General features: G+C 66.0%; 19 protein-coding genes. 6 read left to right on the plus strand and 13 right to left on the minus strand.

The window, feature by feature from the left end; genetic code table 11:
- Positions 1-7: 7 nt before the first annotated feature.
- The 5 genes from DACI_RS26300 to DACI_RS26320 form a co-directional block, all read right to left on the minus strand.
- Positions 8-529 carry a GNAT family N-acetyltransferase gene (locus tag DACI_RS26300; protein ID WP_012207003.1) on the minus strand — a complete coding sequence of 174 codons (522 nt, stop codon included), beginning with the start codon at positions 527-529 and terminating at the stop codon, positions 8-10.
- 257 nt (positions 530-786) lie between these two features.
- Positions 787-2,283, minus strand: coding sequence for a coniferyl aldehyde dehydrogenase (locus tag DACI_RS26305; protein WP_012207004.1), 1,497 nt, complete (start codon positions 2,281-2,283; stop codon positions 787-789).
- Positions 2,284-2,413: 130 nt separating this feature from the next.
- Complete coding sequence (locus DACI_RS26310) at positions 2,414-2,767, minus strand: hypothetical protein (protein ID WP_012207005.1); 354 nt, start codon at positions 2,765-2,767, stop codon at positions 2,414-2,416.
- A 30-nt stretch (positions 2,768-2,797) separates the two neighbouring features.
- A complete protein-coding gene (gene clpB / locus DACI_RS26315; RefSeq protein ID WP_012207006.1) occupies positions 2,798-5,410 on the minus strand; it encodes an ATP-dependent chaperone ClpB in 2,613 nt (870 codons plus the stop codon).
- 133 nt (positions 5,411-5,543) lie between these two features.
- The gene (locus DACI_RS26320) at positions 5,544-6,452 is read right to left on the minus strand and encodes a helix-turn-helix transcriptional regulator (protein WP_043782694.1); all 909 of its coding nucleotides are present in this window, start codon (positions 6,450-6,452) and stop codon (positions 5,544-5,546) included.
- Between the two features lie 104 nt (positions 6,453-6,556).
- On the opposite strand from DACI_RS26320, the gene DACI_RS26325 reads away from it, so the two are divergent.
- Positions 6,557-7,447 carry a DMT family transporter gene (locus tag DACI_RS26325; protein ID WP_043783669.1) on the plus strand — a complete coding sequence of 297 codons (891 nt, stop codon included), beginning with the start codon at positions 6,557-6,559 and terminating at the stop codon, positions 7,445-7,447.
- A 12-nt stretch (positions 7,448-7,459) separates the two neighbouring features.
- Here DACI_RS26325 and DACI_RS26330 read toward each other — a convergent pair whose 3' ends face one another.
- Positions 7,460-7,921 carry a molybdenum cofactor biosynthesis protein MoaE gene (locus DACI_RS26330; RefSeq protein ID WP_012207009.1) on the minus strand — a complete coding sequence of 154 codons (462 nt, stop codon included), beginning with the start codon at positions 7,919-7,921 and terminating at the stop codon, positions 7,460-7,462.
- A 106-nt stretch (positions 7,922-8,027) separates the two neighbouring features.
- Between DACI_RS26330 and DACI_RS26335 the strand changes: the two genes are divergently transcribed.
- The 3 genes from DACI_RS26335 (at position 8,028) to dapA (ending at position 9,866) form a co-directional block, all read left to right on the plus strand.
- On the plus strand, positions 8,028-8,282 hold the full coding sequence (locus DACI_RS26335; RefSeq protein WP_012207010.1) for a hypothetical protein: 255 nt from the start codon (positions 8,028-8,030) through the stop codon (positions 8,280-8,282).
- Positions 8,283-8,290: 8 nt separating this feature from the next.
- On the plus strand, positions 8,291-8,635 hold the full coding sequence (locus DACI_RS26340; protein WP_012207011.1) for a hypothetical protein: 345 nt from the start codon (positions 8,291-8,293) through the stop codon (positions 8,633-8,635).
- Positions 8,636-8,930: 295 nt separating this feature from the next.
- Positions 8,931-9,866 (plus strand): 4-hydroxy-tetrahydrodipicolinate synthase, encoded by a 936-nt coding sequence (gene dapA, locus DACI_RS26345; RefSeq protein ID WP_012207012.1) that lies wholly within the window; start codon positions 8,931-8,933, stop codon positions 9,864-9,866.
- On the opposite strand, the gene DACI_RS26350 is transcribed toward dapA, so the two are convergent.
- The 7 genes from DACI_RS26350 to DACI_RS26380 all read right to left on the minus strand — a co-directional run bounded on the left by DACI_RS26350 (position 9,812) and on the right by DACI_RS26380 (position 16,556).
- Complete coding sequence (locus DACI_RS26350; protein WP_012207013.1) at positions 9,812-10,165, minus strand: recombinase family protein; 354 nt, start codon at positions 10,163-10,165, stop codon at positions 9,812-9,814. The two genes, dapA and DACI_RS26350, sit on opposite strands and share 55 nt — an antisense overlap.
- A gap of 5 nt (positions 10,166-10,170) precedes the next feature.
- On the minus strand, positions 10,171-10,446 hold the full coding sequence (moaD, locus tag DACI_RS26355; protein ID WP_012207014.1) for a molybdopterin converting factor subunit 1: 276 nt from the start codon (positions 10,444-10,446) through the stop codon (positions 10,171-10,173).
- Positions 10,443-11,678, minus strand: a complete 1,236-nt coding sequence (locus DACI_RS26360; RefSeq protein ID WP_012207015.1) for a molybdopterin molybdotransferase MoeA — start codon at positions 11,676-11,678, stop codon at positions 10,443-10,445. Before DACI_RS26360 ends, moaD begins: the two co-directional genes overlap by 4 nt.
- A 9-nt stretch (positions 11,679-11,687) precedes the next feature.
- Complete coding sequence (gene mobB / locus DACI_RS26365) at positions 11,688-12,248, minus strand: molybdopterin-guanine dinucleotide biosynthesis protein B (RefSeq protein WP_012207016.1); 561 nt, start codon at positions 12,246-12,248, stop codon at positions 11,688-11,690.
- Positions 12,249-12,294: 46 nt separating this feature from the next.
- Positions 12,295-13,722, minus strand: a complete 1,428-nt coding sequence (thrC, locus tag DACI_RS26370) for a threonine synthase (RefSeq protein ID WP_012207017.1) — start codon at positions 13,720-13,722, stop codon at positions 12,295-12,297.
- 140 nt (positions 13,723-13,862) lie between these two features.
- Positions 13,863-15,212, minus strand: coding sequence for a homoserine dehydrogenase (locus DACI_RS26375; protein ID WP_012207018.1), 1,350 nt, complete (start codon positions 15,210-15,212; stop codon positions 13,863-13,865).
- 108 nt (positions 15,213-15,320) lie between these two features.
- The gene (locus tag DACI_RS26380; protein WP_012207019.1) at positions 15,321-16,556 is read right to left on the minus strand and encodes a pyridoxal phosphate-dependent aminotransferase; all 1,236 of its coding nucleotides are present in this window, start codon (positions 16,554-16,556) and stop codon (positions 15,321-15,323) included.
- Between the two features lie 170 nt (positions 16,557-16,726).
- Between DACI_RS26380 and DACI_RS26385 the strand changes: the two genes are divergently transcribed.
- Together DACI_RS26385 and DACI_RS26390 are read left to right on the plus strand one after the other, a co-directional pair.
- Complete coding sequence (locus tag DACI_RS26385; RefSeq protein ID WP_012207020.1) at positions 16,727-17,095, plus strand: Mth938-like domain-containing protein; 369 nt, start codon at positions 16,727-16,729, stop codon at positions 17,093-17,095.
- 138 nt (positions 17,096-17,233) lie between these two features.
- Positions 17,234-17,719, plus strand: a complete 486-nt coding sequence (locus DACI_RS26390) for a peroxiredoxin (protein ID WP_012207021.1) — start codon at positions 17,234-17,236, stop codon at positions 17,717-17,719.
- Positions 17,720-17,761: the final 42 nt, after the last annotated feature.

Genomic DNA, 17,761 nt, shown 5'->3' on the forward strand with positions numbered 1-17,761 from the left:
GAATCGATCAGTTCAGTGCGCGCTTGAGCCGCACTTCCTCGATCTTGAGAGCGCCAACCTGGGCCGTCTTGGCGGTGGACATTTCGCGCTTGAAGCCGGCGAGCTCATGGAAGCGCAGCGCACGTTCATTGCGCAGCGGCACCCACGAGGTGACATTGGTGCAGCCTTCTTCGAGCAGGCCGTCGCGTGCGGCGTCCCACAGGGCCACGCCCACACCCTGATTCCAGTGCGTGGGAGCGGCATAGATGGCCCAAATTTCACCGGTGGTCTGGCGCGACTTTTCATCGCGCGAGCGGTCGAAACCGACGAAGCCGACGATCTTGTCGCCGTCGATGGCGACCTGAACCTGGGGTTCGCAAAATTCGATGGCTTCGCGCCAATAGGCCTGGCGTTTTTCTACCGACGACATGCTCTTGAGCTGGTCATCGGGAACCAGACCGCGATAAGCCTCCATGGCGGAAGCAGTATGGATCTGGGCAATCGCTTTTGCATCGCGGAGAGTGGCTGGACGAACCTGGATACTAGACATGGAAAAACCGAAACGAAAACAGGTGAAAATAGAAGGGCGTGATTTTCACAGGAATCGCGCTTTTTGCGTGCGTTGCGGCTCTTAGCCATGCACGCAAGTACGGCTGTGCTCGTTTTCTTGCCCTCGGCATTGGGATGTGCTATGTGCTCTCCAAAAAAGAGCAGCTGGCGCACGCGACACAAGGCTTGGCAAGGAATCAGTTGACAATTTCTCACGATGCAGGCAAGCCCGGCAACGGCGAGAAATCACCCCCTCGCTCACAGCCAGCGGCGCATCAACTCCATGATGCGGTCGAACCTTGCGCCATAGGGCGGATACAGCATCGAAGCCCCCGACCAGCGCGACTGCACGAACACCGCCTTCTGATGGCTCAGCCGTGCAAAGCCCTGCTCCGAATGGTAGGCACCCCAGCCGCTGTCGCCCACGCCGCCGAAGGGCAGGTTCTCGTGGGCGAAGTGCAGCAGGGTGTCGTTGACCGTCACCCCGCCGCTGATGGTGCGTGACAGCACGGCATCACGCACTTTCTCATCGCGGCCGAACCAGTACAGCGCCAGCGGTCTGGGCCCTGCATTGATGGCCGAGACCACGTCATCCAGCCTGTCGTAGCTGATCACGGGCAGGATGGGGCCGAAGATCTCCTCCTGCATGAGCTGCATCTGGCTGGTGGCATTGAAGACCAGGGCCGGCGCCATCTGGCGCTCCACGGCATCGCCCCAGGCCGTGTCGGCGCTCTCCTGGCCGGCTCCGCCATCCTCCATCCATTCGACATGCGCCCCCATGCCCTGGGCCTGGCGCAGCATCTGCCGCAGGCGCGCCAGGTGGCGCTTGGTGAGGATGGCCGCATAGTCCGGATTGCCGGCAAAGCGCGGGAACAGCCGCCGCGCCGCGGTGCGGAAGGCCTCGGCAAACTCCGCCTCCTGCCCGCGCGGCAGCAGCACGTAGTCGGGGGCGATGCAGGTCTGGCCCGCGTTGACGAGCTTGCCATGCGCGATCTTGAGCGCGGCCTCCTTCAGGTCGCAGTCGGTGGAGATGATGCAGGGCGACTTGCCACCGAGCTCCAGCGTCGTCGGCGTCAGGTGTGCCGCCGCCGCCTGCGCCACGCGACGGCCCACGGCAGTCGAGCCGGTGAACAGCAGATGGTCGAAGTGCAGGCCCGAGAACTGCGTGGCAATGCTCACATCGCCTTCGATGACGGCGAATTCCTCGGGCGCGAAAAACTGCCCCACCAGCGCTGCCAGCTGAGCAGAGGTGTGCGGCGTGAGTTCGCTGGGCTTGAGCATGACGCGGTTGCCCGCCGCCAGGGCCGTGATGGCCGGCCCCAGCGCCAGCTGCACCGGATAGTTCCACGGGGAAATCACCCCCACCACGCCCAGCGGCTGGCGCTCTATCCAGCCCCGGCCGGGCATGAGCATCAGCGGCGTTCGCACCCGCTGGCGCCCCGACCAGCGCGCCAGATGGCGCAGCGTGTGCTTGAGCAGGTTGCGCAGCACGAACAGTTCCACCATCTCGGTCAGCCGTGGCGAACGCATGCCGAAGTCGGCCTGCACGGCGGCGGCCAGCACGGGGCCGTGCTCGTCCAGCAGCTTTTGCATGCGCAGCAGGCGTTCGCGGCGTACCAGCAGGGGCACGTCCACCTGCGCCCTGCTGGCCTGGTACTGAAGGTCGAAGACGCGGTGGAGATCCAGCTGGGTCATAGGCTCAATGGTAAGAAGACACTTGCATGCGCCGCATTCCAAGGATGCGTCGCGGCACATGTTGGCATGCAGCGGCAGGAAAAAAAAGGGAGCCTTGCACGGGCTCCCGAGGGTTTCAGACTATACGGGCCGCCACGCGCGGCCTGGGCACGAAGATGCACAGGCCGCGTAAAGGCTGCAGCAAGACGCTTCAGGGCTCGCGCACTTCACGGGGCTGAACGTCGGTCACCTCGCCCGCACCCGGCAGTACGCCGGCACCGGCGCGGCGGCCACCGCCCTCGGCAGCGCCATAGGCGCGCTGCGGACGCTGTGCCATCCACTCGGAGCCGGAGCGGTACACGGTCTGCCAGCCCGCCCGCGGGCTCATGCGCATGGCCCAGGGCATCACCGGCTGGCCGGTGAGCCTGGCCCACAGCGCTCTCACGGCCCAGACCAGGGCCAGCAGCGCCGCGGCGGTCAGCAGGCTGACAAAGAAGACCAGGCCCACAAGCATCAGCAGGATGCGAACGGCCCAGCGGGTCAGGGTGGCGACAAAATCGTTCAAAGCAAAGCCTTTCTTGGCTGGCCCGGTGCGTCAGGCGGGGTCTGCCGCATCGAACCGGAATACGCCCGGCTCCAGTACCGGGTCCACATGTACCGCAATCGTGCTCTTGGGCGGGAAGCGCCCTTCGAGCAGCAGTTTCGACAGCGGATTCTCGATCCGCTGCTGTATCGCGCGCTTGAGCGGCCGGGCCCCGAAAACGGGATCGAAGCCCACCTTGGCCAGTTCGGCCAGCGCCTGGTCGGACACCTGCAGCGCAAGGTCCATTTTCTCCAAACGACGCTCCAGCAGCTTGAGCTGAATCCTTGCGATCGACTCGATATTCTTCGCGTCGAGCGCGTGGAAGACCACGGTCTCGTCGATGCGGTTGAGGAATTCGGGTCGGAAATGGTTCTTGAGTTCCCCCCAGACCGCATCTTTCACATCATCGTAATCCTCGCCGACCATGGCCTGGATCAGCAAAGAGCCTATGTTGCTCGTCATCACGATGACCGTGTTCTTGAAGTCCACGGTGCGGCCCTGGCCATCGGTCAGGCGACCATCGTCCAGCACCTGCAGCAGCACGTTGAACACGTCGGGATGGGCCTTTTCGACCTCATCGAGCAGCAGCACGCTGTAGGGCTTGCGGCGCACGGCCTCGGTCAGGTAACCGCCTTCCTCGTAGCCCACGTAGCCGGGCGGCGCGCCGATCAAGCGGGCCACGGAATGCTTTTCCATGAACTCGCTCATGTCGATGCGCACCAGATGGTCCTCGCTGTCGAACAGGAAGCCGGCCAGAGCCTTGCACAGCTCGGTCTTGCCCACGCCCGTGGGGCCCAGGAACAGGAAGGAGCCCGTGGGCCGGTTGGGATCGGACAGACCCGAGCGCGAGCGGCGAATGGCATTGGCCACGGCCGAGATGGCCTCGTCCTGGCCGACGACGCGGTCATGCAGCCGGTCTTCCATGCGCAGCAGCTTGTCCTTCTCGCCCTGCATCATCTTGGCCACGGGAATGCCCGTGGCACGGCTGACCACTTCGGCAATTTCCTCGGCGCCGACATGGGTGCGCAGCAGCCTGTGGGCGGGTGCACCGCCCTGCCCCTGCTCGTTGGCCTGGGCTTCGTTGAGCTGCTTTTCCAGCGAGGGCAGCTTGCCGTACTGCAGCTCGGCCACCTTGTTGAAGTCGCCCTTGCGCTTGAGCTCCTCGATCTGGATGCGGATCTGGTCGATCTCCTTGCGGATCTGCTCGGAGCCCTGGGCGCTGGCCTTCTCGCTCTTCCAGACCTCTTCCAGGTCGGCGTACTCGCGCTCCAGGCTGCCGAGTTCTTCCTCGATCAGTTGCAGGCGCTTTTGCGAGGCCTCGTCCTTTTCCTTCTTCATGGCCTCGCGCTCGATCTTGAGCTGGATCATGCGGCGCTCGAGCTTGTCCATGACCTCGGGCTTGGAGTCGATCTCGATCTTGATCTTGGCCGCCGCCTCGTCGATCAGGTCGATGGCCTTGTCGGGCAGGAAGCGGTCGGTGATGTAGCGGTGGCTCAGCTCGGCCGCAGCCACGATGGCCGGGTCGGTGATGTCCACGCCGTGGTGGGCCTCGTAGCGCACCTGCAGTCCGCGCAGGATGGCGATGGTGTCCTCCACGGAAGGCTCTTCGACCAGCACCTTCTGGAAGCGCCGCTCCAGCGCCGCATCCTTTTCGATGTACTTGCGGTATTCATCGAGCGTGGTCGCGCCGATGCAGTGCAGCTCGCCGCGCGCCAGGGCCGGCTTGAGCATGTTGCCCGCATCCATGGCGCCGTCGGCCTTGCCGGCACCGACCATGGTGTGGATCTCGTCGATGAACAGGATGATGCGGCCCTCTTCCTGGGCCACTTCCTTGAGCACGGACTTCAGGCGTTCCTCGAAGTCGCCACGGTATTTGGCGCCGGCCAGCAGGCCTGCCATGTCCAGCGACAGCACGCGCTTGTTCTTGAGGCTTTCGGGCACCTCGCCGGCCACGATGCGCTGGGCCAGGCCCTCGACAATGGCTGTCTTGCCCACGCCGGGCTCGCCGATGAGCACGGGGTTGTTCTTGCTGCGGCGCTGCAGCACCTGGATGGAGCGGCGGATTTCGTCGTCACGCCCGATCACCGGATCGAGCTTGCCGATGCGCGCGCGCTCGGTCAGGTCCATGGTGTATTTCTTGAGGGCCTCGCGCTGGCCTTCGCCTTCGGCGCTGTCCATGGTCTGGCCGCCGCGCACGGCGTTGATGGCCGACTCCAGGCTGGAGCGCGTCACGCCGCTTTCCTTGAGCAGTTGGCCTGCGCGCGTGGAGGAGCCGCTGCTGTCGGTCAGCGCCAGCAGGAACAGCTCGCTGGCAATGAACTGGTCGCCGCGCTTGAGGGCTTCCTTCTCGGTCGCCTGCAGCAGCCGGCCCAGCTCGGAGCCGACCTGCACCTGGTCCTGGTGCTGCACGCGCGGCAGATCTGCCAGGGCCTTCTCGGCCGCGGCCTGCAGCTGGCCCACGTTGGCGCCGGCGCGCTGCAAGAGCGAGCGCGGACCATCGTCCTGGCGCAGCAGCGCCACGAGCAGGTGCAGGGGTTCGATATTGGATTGGTCACCGCCCAGGGCCAGCGTTTGCGCGTCGGCCAGGGCTTCCTGGAACTTGGTTGTCAGTTTGTCGATTCGCATGGTGTTTCTTTTCGCTCCTGAAACAGGGTCATTGCGATTTATCTGATACCGACAGGGCAAATTTCAAGCCATGCCCGGTCTGCAAGGACAGACGCTTGCGCCAGATCAAGGCCGGCGAGGCCGGCCATCCTTCTCAAGCATTGCGCTGAAAGATCGAGAACTGCGTAGGCGTAACGCCCAAATGCGCCCGGAAGCTGCGCACCAGGTGGCTGGCGCTGGAAAAGCCGCAATCCAGCGCCAGCTCGGCCAGCGGCGGCACGTTGCGCGCAGACAGGGCACGCCGTGCCCGGGCCAGGCGCTGCTGCAGCACCCATTCGTGCACCGTGCAGCCCATGCTCTGGCGGAACATGCGTGCGAAATGGAATTCGGAGAGGCAGGCCTGTTTCGCCAGTGCCGGCAGCGACACGGCCTTGGAGTCATGCAGATGCGCCTCGACATGGGCCAGCACCCTGCGCCGCATGGCCGCAGAAAGCCCGCCCAGCGGCCGCTGCAGCGCCTGCAGCTGGCGCGGCGTGGCGGACTGCAGCACCAGCCGGTCCACCAGCTGCTGGCCAATGGCATCGGCCGCCAGTTGCTGCTGCGGGTCCTGCCAGTCCAGCTGCATCAGCGCACGGGCACCGGCGTGGAAGGCCTGATCATCCCCGTAGATCTGCGCACGCAAGGTGCGCGAGCGGGGCTCGGCATCCAGCATGCGGACCACGCGCCCCGCCCAGGCCAGGTCGGACACATACAGGTGCAGGAACTGCACGGGCGAGCGCACCAGCCAGTGCGATTCGTCCTCTGGCGTGAAGATGCAGATGCGCCCGGGCGCCCCCATGGCCTCGGGGCGCGCCTTGAGCTGCGAGCCCTCGCCCCCGGCCAGGTAGACCGACAGCGTGTGGTGACCGGGCTGGCAGTAGCGCACCTCGTCGTCCACATTGGCCCAGACGGCCAGCTCCACCCCTTCGCTCAGGCGCACGCGCCGCTGCAGTCGGGCCTTGGAGCGTGACAGCACCTGGCACAGGTGGCTGGAGGGCAGCTCGGGCAGCGGCGTGGGCGTCATGGCAGCGATTGTGGTCCCGCAGCCATACCGACGCATGGCGCCAGGCCATCAAACCGCAGGAATCTGCCATGCCCGCCCAGCCTGCGGCGCCATCATCACCAGCCATGACTGCCACCCTCTATGCCCTGGTCGTGCTGATCTGGGGTTCGACCTGGATCGCCCTGAAGCTGCAGCTGGGCGCCGTGCCCGTGGAGCTGTCCATTGCCTACCGCTTTGCGCTGGCCGCCGTGCTGATGTTCGCCTGGCTGGCCTGGTCGCGGCAGCTGCGCGTGCCTCGCGGCCCGGCGCTGCCGCGCGTGCTGGCGCAGGGCCTGTGCCTGTTCAGCTTCAATTTCGTGTGCTTCATGCATGCCAGCGAGACGCTGGCCAGCGGCCTGGCCGCCGTGGTGTTCTCCAGCGCCAATCTCTGGAACGCGCTGCTGGCGCGCATCATCCACGGCCGCCGGCTGGCGCCCCATGTGCTGGTCGGCAGCCTCTTCGGCCTTGCAGGCCTGGTGGCACTCTTCTGGCCCGAGCTGCGCGCAGGCCGGCATGCCAGCCTGCCTGGCCTGGGCTGGGCGGTGCTGGGCACGCTGTGCTTTTCCTGCGGGAACATGCTGTCTGCCTCGCTGCAGTCCATGGGCTGGCGGCCCGCACAGACCAATGCCTGGGGCATGCTGGCCGGCACGCTGCTGCTGACCGGCTATGCGCTGGTGGCGGGCCTGCCCTGGCGCTTCGATACAGGCTGGACCTATGTGGGCGCCTGGCTGTACCTGGCCATTCCAGGCTCGGTGATTGCGTTCACGGCCTACCTGACCCTGGTGGGTCGGCTGGGCCCGGAGAAGGCGGCCTATGCGACGGTGCTGTTCCCCATTGTTGCGCTCAGCATCTCGGCCCTGTTCGAGGGCTATGTGTGGACGCCGCTGGCCGTGGGCGGGCTGCTGCTGGTGATGTTCGGAAACCTGCTGGTGTTCCGCCCGCCGCAATGGTTGCGGGGTGCTGCGCTCAAGGCCTGAAGGCTCGCCGCCTCACTGGCGCCAGCGCGCCAGCGCCTCTTCGTCGCTGACGCGCGCATCCACCCAGCGCGCGCCCTCGGGCGTCTGTTCCTTCTTCCAGAAAGGCGCCAGCGACTTGAGGTAGTCCATGATGTATTCGCAGGCCTGGAAGGCCATGCCCCGGTGCGATGCGGTGACGGCCACGAGCACGATCTGGTCCATGGGCTGCAGCGGACCGATGCGGTGGATGACGCGCGCGCCATGGATGCCGAAGCGGTGCACGGCCTCGTCGATGATGGCCTCGATGGATTTCTCGGTCATGCCCGGGTAGTGCTCCAGCTCCATGCTGGCCACGGCGGCGCCCTCGTTGCGGTCACGCACCGTGCCGATGAAGCTGCAGACCGCGCCCACGCGCGCGTCGCCGCCGCGCAGGGCGGCGAGTTCGGCCGATACGTCGAAATCCTCGGTCTGGATGGATACACGGGCTGCTTGCATGCCCGCATTGTCGCAGGGCGGCGGCGCACCAGGGCGCACCAGGGACTGGCGAACGCGGTAGCATTGCCCTCCCCCGCCGCCGGCCTTTTGCTGCAGCGGGCCATGCATGGCCACACTCACGATCACCACCCCCGAATACACGCTCTACCCGTCGCCGCGCAACGAGCAGCGCGTGGTCTACGAGCATCAGCTGTTCGTGTCCCATCCCTACACCATCATCCATCTGCCCGACTACAACTTTCGCGGCAAGGCCACGCTGTTCGCAGCCCACCGCCTGGCCGACGGCAAGATGGGCCAGCTCGTGAGCTGCGAGCTGGCCGAGGACCTTGCACGCTTCGAGCGCCTGTTCGAACCCGATTGAGGCGCGCCATGGACGAGACCAGCCAGATACAGCCGCCGCCGAGCTTTGCCGCCCTGTATGCCGACCGGCACGGCCGACTCAAGGCATCGATTGCAGACGTGGTCGGGCGCTATGAACTGTGCGAGGACCTGGCCAGCCACCTGGTCGAGCAGGCGCAGACGCTCTATCACTCCGGCAATTCCTCGGAGCAAGGCGTGCTGCTGGGCATGCACGCGGGCCTGGCTGCCGAGGGCTCCATCGTCAGCCCTGGCGAGGCGCGCTGGATCGTGCAGCGCCTGGCCGAGCTGCTGGAGTGGCAGGCACCGCTGCTGCCCGATGCATCACCCCCTCCCGGCGCCGACGGCGCAGCCTGAAGGTCACCCACCACCCCTCACTCAGGCGCTCAGGCGCGCTACACTGCGCGCCATGCCTGCAATCTTTGCCTTCCCCACATGCCACGGTGATGCCGTGCGCCTGTGCCTGGGCAAAGCCTGCAAACCCCAGCTCGTCTGACCGGAGCTGAGGTTCCGTCCAGATGAGCGACGGAACCGGCCCGGCAGCCTCCATCTCCCTTTCCCGCATCCCTTCAGGCGCCTGCCTTTCCGCCCTCGGTCTGGCCGGTGGCTGCGTCCGGTCGTTCATTGTTTGAATCACCCGAAGGGATCTTCCATGTCTTTGCCTTCCACCACCTCGCCGCAAGCCCGATTCAAGGGGCTGTGGCTTCCGCTGGTCACGCCCTTTCTTCCTGGAGATGAGACGGCAGTGGACCACGAGGCTCTGCGCGCCCTGGTGCAGCACTACAACGCCACCGGCATCGCCGGCTACGTGGCCTGCGGCTCGACCGCCGAGGCCGCCGCGCTGAGCGAAGCGGAGCACGATGCCGCCCTGTCCACCATCCTCTCAGCGGCCCAGGGCATGCCCGTGGTCATGGGAGTTTCTGACTGCCACCTGGGGCATGCGCTGGCCCGTGTCCAGACACTGAACGCCCTGCCGCTGGCCGGCATTCTGGTGCCCGCGCCACATTACATACGCCCGTCGCAGGCGGGGCTGCTGCAGTGGTTCACGACGATTGCCGAGCGCAGCGCCCATCCGGTCATCATCTACGACATTCCCTACCGCACCGGCGTGGTGCTGGAGCTGGCCACGCTGCGTGCGCTGGCCGCCCATGAGCGCATCGTGGCCATCAAGGATTGCGGGGGCGATGCCGCCAAGACCCAGGCACTGATCGCCGATGGGCAGCTGCAGGTGCTGGCTGGCGAAGACGCGCAGATCTTTTCCACGCTGGCCCTGGGCGGTGCGGGAGCGATTGCTGCCAGCGCGCACGCGCATACACGGCACTTCGTCGAGTTGATGCAATGCCTGGAGCGTGGCGACCTGCCCGCTGCCCGTGCGCTGTGGCAGCCGCTGCAGCCGCACATCGCCGCCTGCTTTGCCGAGCCCAATCCCGCACCCATCAAGGCCTTGCTGGCGCAGCAGGGCCGAATGCGGGCAACGCTGCGGGCGCCCATGCAGCCGGCATCGGCCGCGCTGGCGCAGCGGCTGGCCGGGATTCAGCTGCCGCAGCTGCCGTCTGCAGACGGTGTTGCCGAGCGCAGGTCGGCATAGCGGTTCAGGATGCGTTGCACCTGACCGTGCGTCCACTCGCCGCCCCGGGCCGCGGCAATGCCGCGGGCATTGAGTTCGGCGGCCATGGCGCGGTGCGTCAGGCCGCGCGCCTGCAGTTCGGCGAACAGCGCCTCATGCTGCTGGGCGAAGGCATCGGCCGTGGATTTGCGCTTTTCCACGGTTGCGCGCAGGTTGTCTGCGCCTGCGCGGCCCAGTTGCACGCCGCGCGCCTTGGCCTCGGACAGGGCCTTGCGCGTGCGTGCGCTGATGGCCTGGTCCACGGGCTTGTCGGTGGTCATTTGGATCAACCTCCGGTCACGGGAGGAAAGAAGGCCACCTCGTCCCCCTGGCGAATGGCGGCCCCGGCATCGCACAGGACCTGGTTCAGCGCCATGCGCACGGCCTTGCCAGGGGCCAGCGCTTCGGCGGCTGCACCGCCACGCGCAATCAGTTCCTCGCGCAGCGCGCCCACGGTGTCGGCCTCGGTGGACAGGGTTTCGCTGCCCGTGCCCAGGGCTTCGCGGATGGAGGCGAAATAGCGCACGGTGATGGTGATGGCGATGGGGACGGCCTGGCTCATGACAGCAGCTCCGAAAAGGCGATGAAGCGCACCCGGTCGCCCGGCGCAATGGCCTGGCCCGGCGGGTTGTCCACCACGCCATCGCCCCAGGCCGCCGAGGTCAGCACGCCCGAACTCTGGTTGCGGAACAGCTCCAGCCCGCCGCTGTCGTTGTAGCGCACGCGCAGGAATTCGCGGCGCTTGTCCCCGCGCGGCCAATGGAAGTCGGCGCGCACCTCGACCGAGCGCGGCAGCGCCTGCTGCACGCCCTGCAGGCGCAGCACGAAGGGGCGCACCAGCAAAAGGAAGGTGACGAAGCTGGAGACCGGATTGCCGGGCAGGCCGATGAAGTGGGCAAAGCCTTCGCCCTCGCGGTTCACGCGGCCATAGGCGAAGGGCTTGCCGGGCTTGACGGCGATCTGCCAGAGGTCGAGCTGGCCCAGCGCCTGCACGGCGGGCTTGACATGGTCTTCTTCGCCGACAGACACCCCGCCGCTGGTCAGGATCAGGTCATGCGCGCGGGCTGCTTCGCGCAAAGCATCCACAGTGGCTTCGCGCCGGTCGGGGACGATGCCGAAGTCGGTGACCTCGCAGCCCATGCGCTGCAGCAGGGCGCGAAGGAAGAATCGGTTGCTGTTGTAGATGCTGCCTGGCGGCATCTGCTCGGGCGCCACGGTGCCCGGCATGACCAGCTCGTCGCCTGTGGAGAACAGGGCCACGCGCGGCTTGCGTGCCACGCGCAAAGAGGCCAGGCCGATGCTGGCCGCCAGGCCCAGCTCGGCCGGCGACAGGCGCGTGCCGGCCGCGATGACGGTGGCGCCGCGCCGGATGTCTTCGCCAGAGCGGCGTATCCATTGCCCGGCCTCGGGCCGCGCCTTGATGCGCACGCGACCGTCTTCCAGGACTTCGCAGTCTTCCTGCATGACGATGGCATCGGCACCTTCAGGCACCGGAGCGCCCGTGAAGATGCGCGCCACCGTGCCGGCAGCCAGCGGCTGGCCCACGGCGCCTGCGGGGATGCGCTGCGAGACGGGCAGCTCGGCATTGCCCTGCGTGCATTCGGCGCTGCGCACGGCGTAGCCGTCCATGGCACTGTTGTCCTGGGGCGGCACTTGCAGCGGAGAGACGGCATCGGCCAGCAGCACACGGCCATCGGCATCGAAGCTGTCCACGGTGTCATCGCCGGCCAGCGGCAGGGCCTGGGCCAGCAATTCGGCCAGCGCTTCGTCAAGGGGCTTGAGCGGGGCTCGCATGGTGTTTTCCTAATTTCGAGGGAGGCCTGGGGCACGGTAGCTCAGTTGCTGCGCATGCTCCAGCAGCCATTGCAGTATCTGCCCTGGCGCATTGAGATCGAGCACGGGCTGGCGCGGCGGCTCTGGCAGGCGCTGCGGTGCGTCGGTGGCAATGGCCAGCACATGGGGGTCGTGCGGATACAGGGGCGCCTGGGTCTTGCCGGCGCTGGCGCGCTCGGGCTGATCGCGCCAGATCTCTATCTTGGGCAGGTCGGCGTGCTTGAAGCCTTCGACCAGCACCCAGTCCACGCGCGGATCGAGTTCGGCCAGCATGTCGTGCACCGACAGCTCCGTGGGACGGGGGAATTCGCGCATCAGCGCCAGACGGCGATCCGAGGCCAGCACCACTTCATAGGCGCCCGCCTTGCGGTGGCGCCAGCTGTCCTTGCCCTCGTGATCGACATCGAAATGGTGGTGGGCATGCTTGACCACCGAAACGCTGAGCCCCTGCGCACGCATCAGCGTGATCAGGGGCTCCACCAGGCTGGTCTTGCCCGAGCCGGAGTAGCCGGCGAAGCCGATGACCTTCATCGCCATGCACTCCTGCTGCGGACCTTTGGACAGCCCGGCTGCCGCATCAGTCGCAATGCCGGGCGATATAGGCCTTGACCTGCTCGGCGTCGGCCGGCAAGTCGGTCACGCGCTTGGGCAGGTCCTCGATGCCTTCGAACTTGGCCGGGCGATCGGGCAGGCGGCCCAGGGCCTCCTCGATGGTGGCGGCAAACTTGATGGGCAGTGCCGTCTCCAGCACGATCATGGGCACGCCGGACTGCAGCTGCTCGCGCGCCACCTTGACGCCGTCGGCCGTGTGCGTGTCGATCATGGTGCCGAAGCGCTCGAAGGTATCGCGGATGGTGGCCAGTCGGTCGGCATGCGTGCTCTTGCCGCTGACGAAGCCGTAGCGGGCAGCAGCTTCCTGGAACAGCGGGTTGCCGCCCAGGTCGAAGCGGCCCTGGCGCGCCACGCCCTCGGCGAACAATTCGCGCGTGGCCTGGCCATCACGGCCCAGCAGGTCGAACACGAAGCGTTCGAAGTTGCTGGCCTTGGAGATGTCCATCGAGGGGCTCGAAGTCTCGTAGGTATGTTCGCTGCCGCGCACCACGTAGGCGCCCGTGCGGAAGAACTCGTCGAGCACATCGTTCTCGTTGGTTGCCACCACCAGGCGCGCTATCGGCAGGCCCATCTGGCGCGCCACATGGCCGGCGCAGATGTTGCCGAAGTTGCCGCTGGGCACCGTGAAGCTGACCTTCTGGTCATTGCCCTGCGTGGCCTGCAGGTAGCCGGCAAAGTAGTAGACGACCTGGGCCAGCAGGCGGGCCCAGTTGATCGAGTTGACCGTGCCGATCTTGTACTTCGCCTTGAAGGCGTGGTCGTTGGAGACGGCCTTGACGATGTCCTGGCAGTCGTCGAACACGCCCTCGATGGCGATGTTGTGGATGTTGGCGTCCTGCAGGCTGAACATCTGGGCCTGCTGGAAGGGGCTCATGCGGCCGCGCGGGCTGGTCATGAACACGCGCACGCCCTTTTTGCCGCGCATGGCGTACTCGGCCGCGCTGCCAGTGTCACCGCTGGTGGCACCCAGGATGTTCAGTTCCTCGCCACGGCGGCCCAGCTCGTACTCGAACAGGTTGCCCAGCAGCTGCATGGCCATGTCCTTGAAGGCCAGCGTGGGGCCGTTGGACAGGGCTTCGAGCCAAAGGCCGTCTTCCAGCGGGCGCAGCGGCGTGATCTCGGCCGTGCCGAACACCTGCTGCGTATAGGTCTTGGCGCACAGGGCACGCAGATCCTCGGCCGGGATGTCGTCGATGTACAGGCTCAGGATCTCGAAGGCCAGGGCAGCGTAGCCCTGCTCCTTGTAGATGCTGCGCAGCTCGCCCAGGCGGGCGGCATCGATCTGCGGATAGTGCTCGGGCAGGTACAGCCCGCCATCGGGCGCCAGGCCCTCGAGCAGGATGTCGCAAAAGCGCTTGCGGTCCGCGTGGCCGCGCGTGGAAAGATAAAGCATGTCGCTTCCTCGTCAGTATTCTGTGAGACGGGGCGCGGCCGATGCCAGGGATGCCGAGCAAGGGCCGCCCCGCAGCGAGGGCGTCGTCCCCCTCCCGCGTGCGAGGGAGGGGGAAGCGGCGCAGCCGCTCAGGGGGTGTCTTAGTTCAACTCTTCCTTGCGGATGCGGTTGATAGGGGCCAGCACCGTGGGCAGTTGCTGGATCTGGGCCAGGGCCGTGTCCATATCGCCTTCGCGCGTGGCATGGGTCAGGATGATCAGGTCGGTCTGCGGCACGCCCTGGCTGCCTTCGCTGTCGCCGCTCACTTCGCCGGCCTCCCGCTGCAGCAGGGCGTCGATGCTGATGCCCATGCCCGCGAGGATGCTGGTGATCTTGGCCAGCACACCGGCTTCGTCGGCCACGCGGATGCGCAGGTAGTAGCTGGTGACCACCTCGCTCATGGGCAGCACGGGCAGCTCGCCACCTGCGGCGACCAGCGTGTTCGACTGGAAGGCCAGCGGGGGCACGCGGTGCTCGGGATCGGCCGTGTGCAGGCGGGCGATGTCCACCAGATCGGCGATCACGGCGCTGGCCGTGGGCTCGGAGCCCGCGCCCTTGCCGTAGTACAGCGTCGTGCCCACGGCGTCGCCATGCACGACGACGGCGTTCATCGCGCCTTCCACGTTCGCGATCAGGCGCTTGGTCGGCACCAGGCTGGGGTGCACGCGCAGCTCGATGCCCTTGTCCGTGCGCTTGGTGATGCCCAGCAGCTTGATGCGGTAGCCCAGTTGCTCGGCGTACTTGATGTCGGCCGCAGACAGCTTGGTGATGCCTTCCACATGCGCCTTGTCGAACTGCACGGGAATGCCGAAGGCGATGGCGCTCATCAGCGTGACCTTGTGGGCGGCGTCCACGCCTTCGATGTCGAAGGTCGGGTCGGCTTCGGCATAGCCCAGGCGCTGGGCTTCCTTGAGCACCACGTCGAAGTCCAGGCCCTTGTCGCGCATTTCGGACAGGATGAAGTTGGTCGTGCCGTTGATGATGCCGGCCACCCACTGGATCTGGTTGGCCGTCAGGCCTTCGCGCAGCGCCTTGATGATGGGGATGCCACCGGCCACGGCCGCTTCGTAGGCCACCATCACGCCCTTCTCGGCGGCGGCCTTGAAGATTTCGCTGCCATGCACGGCCAGCAGGGCCTTGTTGGCCGTGACTACATGCTTGCCGGCGGCAATGGCTTCCAGCACCAGGGCCTTGGCAATGCCGTAGCCGCCGATCAGCTCGATCACCACGTCGATCTCGGGGTTGGCGATGATCTCGCGCGCATCGCCGACCACCTTGGCCGTGTCGCCCACGACGGAGCGGGCGCGTTCCGTATCCAGGTCGGCCACCATGGCAATCTCAATACCGCGGCCCGCACGGCGGCGGATCTCTTCCTGATTGCGCTGCAGCACGTTGAAGGTGCCGCTGCCCACGGTGCCAATGCCCAGAAGGCCTACTTGGATCGGTTTCATAAACTACTTGCCAGTCAAAAAACGCTGCGGCGCCCAGAGGGTGCGCGCCGGCAGCCGGTAAAAAGCAATGGCCGGCGGAAGGCCCTCTCCTCCACCGGCCCGCACAGCTCAGCCGCGGTCCGTGCCGTGGCGCTTGCGGTATTTCTCGAGGAACACTGCGAGACGGCGGATGGCCTCGCGCAGGTCGGTGTCGTGCGGCAGGAAGACGATGCGGAAATGGTCGGGGTGCGGCCAGTTGAAGCCTGTTCCCTGCACCAGCATGACCTTGGTCTCTTGCAGCACTTCCAGGAAGAACGCCTGGTCATCCTTGATCGGGTAGATCTCGGGGTCCAGGCGCGGGAACATGTACAGCGCGGCTTGCGGCTTGACGCAGCTCACGCCGGGGATTTCGGTGATCAGCTTGTGGGCCAGATCGCGCTGCACGCGCAGCCGGCCGCCCTCCTGCACCAGCTCGTCGATGCTCTGGTGGCCGCCCAGCGCCGTCTGCACGGCCCATTGGCCAGGCACATTGGCGCACAGGCGCATGTTGGAGAGCATGTTCAGGCCCTCGATATAGTCCCGGGCCGCCTTCTTGTCGCCCGAGACCACCATCCAGCCGGCGCGGTAGCCGCAGCTGCGATAGGCCTTGGACAGCGAGTTGAAGGTCAGCGTCAGCACATCGGTGGACAGGCTGGCGAGCGGCGTGTGCACCACGTCGTCGTACAGCACCTTGTCATAGACCTCGTCGGCAAAGATCACCAGGCCATGCTCGCGAGCCAGCGCCACGATGCTTTGCAGCAGCTGCTTGCTGTACAGGGCGCCCGTGGGGTTGTTGGGATTGATGACGACGATGCCCTTGGTGCGCGGCGTGATCTTGGCGCGGATATCTTCCAGGTCGGGCATCCAGCCGTTGGACTCGTCGCACATGTAGTGCACGGGCGTGCCGCCCGACAAGCTGGTGACGGCGGTCCACAGCGGATAGTCGGGCGCTGGCAGCAGCATCTCGTCGCCGTCGTCCAGCAGCGCGTTCGTGGCCAGGCTGATCAGCTCGGATGCGCCATTGCCCAGGTAGATATCGTCCAGCGTCACGCCCAGGATGCCCTGGCGCTGGGTCTCATGCATCACGGCCTTGCGCGCCGCGAAGATACCCTTGCTGTCCGAGTAGCCTGCCGAATTGGGCAGGTTGCGGATCATGTCCTGCTGCACTTCCTCGGGGGCATCGAAGCCGAACACGGCCAGGTTGCCGATATTGAGCTTGATGATCTTCTGCCCGTCCTCTTCCATCTTCTTCGCCGCGTCCATGATGGGCCCGCGGATGTCATAACAGACGTTGGCTAGTTTTGCGGATTTGAGAACGGTTTTCATGCTGAGAATATGAAAGTGGCCGGCGCGGGCTTGCGGCCTTCATGCACGCCAAAGTGCCCCATGCACCCTGGTGAAACCTATAATTTGACCACAGTTCCGCAATGCAGCATCGCCCTGGCCCCGGCCATGTGGCGCCCACCCCCATCGCGCAGACCGCGCCACCCTCATCCATGAAATTCCACGCCGACAAATCCGAAGCACAGAGCATCACGGGCTATGGCCCCGGCTGGGTCGCCGTGGACAGGGAAAAATTCGAGCACAGCCTGCTGGTAGGCGCCAAGGGCCTGCGCCAGGCCTGGGACTGCGTCCGCTTCGAGGACCTGACGCCCGAGCACTTCGAGGCGCTGTCCCAACTGGATGCCGAGGTCATCATCCTGGGCAGCGGCCAGCGCAACCGCTTCCCGCCGGCGGCCTGGCTGCGCCCCCTCATGGCCCGGCGCATAGGCCTGGAAAGCATGGACACGCAGGCCGCGTGTCGCACCTACAACATCCTTGCCAGCGAAGGCCGTAACGTCGTCGCAGCCCTACTCTTGGAGTAGACTCCTGCCCCCCTGATTGGGTGAAATTCCGTTTTCAGGGTAAAATTGCAGGTTGCGGTTGGGGGCATTTCCGATAAAAGCAAAAACACAAACACGGCCCTCGGCATTTCAACGACTACACCCGAGAGATATAAGCGCATGGCGATCGTTGTCAACAAACCCCTTCCCGAATTTGAAGCCAACGCTACCGGCGGGATCAAGGTGACCAACACCTCCCACACGGGCCAGATTCTGATCCTGTATTTCTACCCAAAGGACAATACGCCTGGCTGCACCACTGAAGCCATGCAGTTCCGCGACAAGTACAAGGACTTCGTGAAAGCTGGTGCCACCGTGTTTGGCGTCTCGCGCGACAACATGAAGTCGCACGACGACTTCAAGGAAAAGCTGGAACTGCCGTTCGAGCTCATCGCCGATACGGAAGAGAAGATGTGCCACATGTTCGGCGTGGTCAAGAACAAGATCATGTACGGCAAGAAGGTGAAGGGCATCGAGCGCTCCACTTTCCTGGTGGGCGCCGATGGCCTGCTGGTGCAGGAATGGCGCGGCCTGAAGGTCCCCGGCCACGTTGACGAGGTGCTCAAGGCTGTCAAGACCCTGAAGGCACTGAAGCAGGCCGCCTGATAGCGACAATCTGACAGGCGACAAAGCGCCGGCCGACATATT

Origin of the sequence: Delftia acidovorans SPH-1, from assembly GCF_000018665.1 — a bacterium.
Lineage (GTDB): Bacteria > Pseudomonadota > Gammaproteobacteria > Burkholderiales > Burkholderiaceae_C > Comamonas > Comamonas acidovorans.

Excerpts from the sequence above, each read along its gene's own strand:
- DACI_RS26300 (WP_012207003.1), bottom strand. The coding sequence starts at position 529 with ATGTCTAGTATCCAGGTTCGTCCAGCCACTCTCCGCGATGCAAAAGCG.
- DACI_RS26305 (WP_012207004.1), bottom strand. The coding sequence starts at position 2,283 with ATGTGCCGCGACGCATCCTTGGAATGCGGCGCATGCAAGTGTCTTCTT.
- clpB (WP_012207006.1), bottom strand. The coding sequence starts at position 5,410 with ATGCGAATCGACAAACTGACAACCAAGTTCCAGGAAGCCCTGGCCGAC.
- DACI_RS26320 (WP_043782694.1), bottom strand. The coding sequence starts at position 6,452 with ATGACGCCCACGCCGCTGCCCGAGCTGCCCTCCAGCCACCTGTGCCAG.
- DACI_RS26325 (WP_043783669.1), top strand. The coding sequence starts at position 6,557 with ATGACTGCCACCCTCTATGCCCTGGTCGTGCTGATCTGGGGTTCGACC.
- DACI_RS26330 (WP_012207009.1), bottom strand. The coding sequence starts at position 7,921 with ATGCAAGCAGCCCGTGTATCCATCCAGACCGAGGATTTCGACGTATCG.
- DACI_RS26335 (WP_012207010.1), top strand. The coding sequence starts at position 8,028 with ATGGCCACACTCACGATCACCACCCCCGAATACACGCTCTACCCGTCG.
- DACI_RS26340 (WP_012207011.1), top strand. The coding sequence starts at position 8,291 with ATGGACGAGACCAGCCAGATACAGCCGCCGCCGAGCTTTGCCGCCCTG.
- dapA (WP_012207012.1), top strand. The coding sequence starts at position 8,931 with ATGTCTTTGCCTTCCACCACCTCGCCGCAAGCCCGATTCAAGGGGCTG.
- DACI_RS26350 (WP_012207013.1), bottom strand. The coding sequence starts at position 10,165 with ATGACCACCGACAAGCCCGTGGACCAGGCCATCAGCGCACGCACGCGC.
- moaD (WP_012207014.1), bottom strand. The coding sequence starts at position 10,446 with ATGAGCCAGGCCGTCCCCATCGCCATCACCATCACCGTGCGCTATTTC.
- DACI_RS26360 (WP_012207015.1), bottom strand. The coding sequence starts at position 11,678 with ATGCGAGCCCCGCTCAAGCCCCTTGACGAAGCGCTGGCCGAATTGCTG.
- mobB (WP_012207016.1), bottom strand. The coding sequence starts at position 12,248 with ATGAAGGTCATCGGCTTCGCCGGCTACTCCGGCTCGGGCAAGACCAGC.
- thrC (WP_012207017.1), bottom strand. The coding sequence starts at position 13,722 with ATGCTTTATCTTTCCACGCGCGGCCACGCGGACCGCAAGCGCTTTTGC.
- DACI_RS26375 (WP_012207018.1), bottom strand. The coding sequence starts at position 15,212 with ATGAAACCGATCCAAGTAGGCCTTCTGGGCATTGGCACCGTGGGCAGC.
- DACI_RS26380 (WP_012207019.1), bottom strand. The coding sequence starts at position 16,556 with ATGAAAACCGTTCTCAAATCCGCAAAACTAGCCAACGTCTGTTATGAC.
- DACI_RS26385 (WP_012207020.1), top strand. The coding sequence starts at position 16,727 with ATGAAATTCCACGCCGACAAATCCGAAGCACAGAGCATCACGGGCTAT.
- DACI_RS26390 (WP_012207021.1), top strand. The coding sequence starts at position 17,234 with ATGGCGATCGTTGTCAACAAACCCCTTCCCGAATTTGAAGCCAACGCT.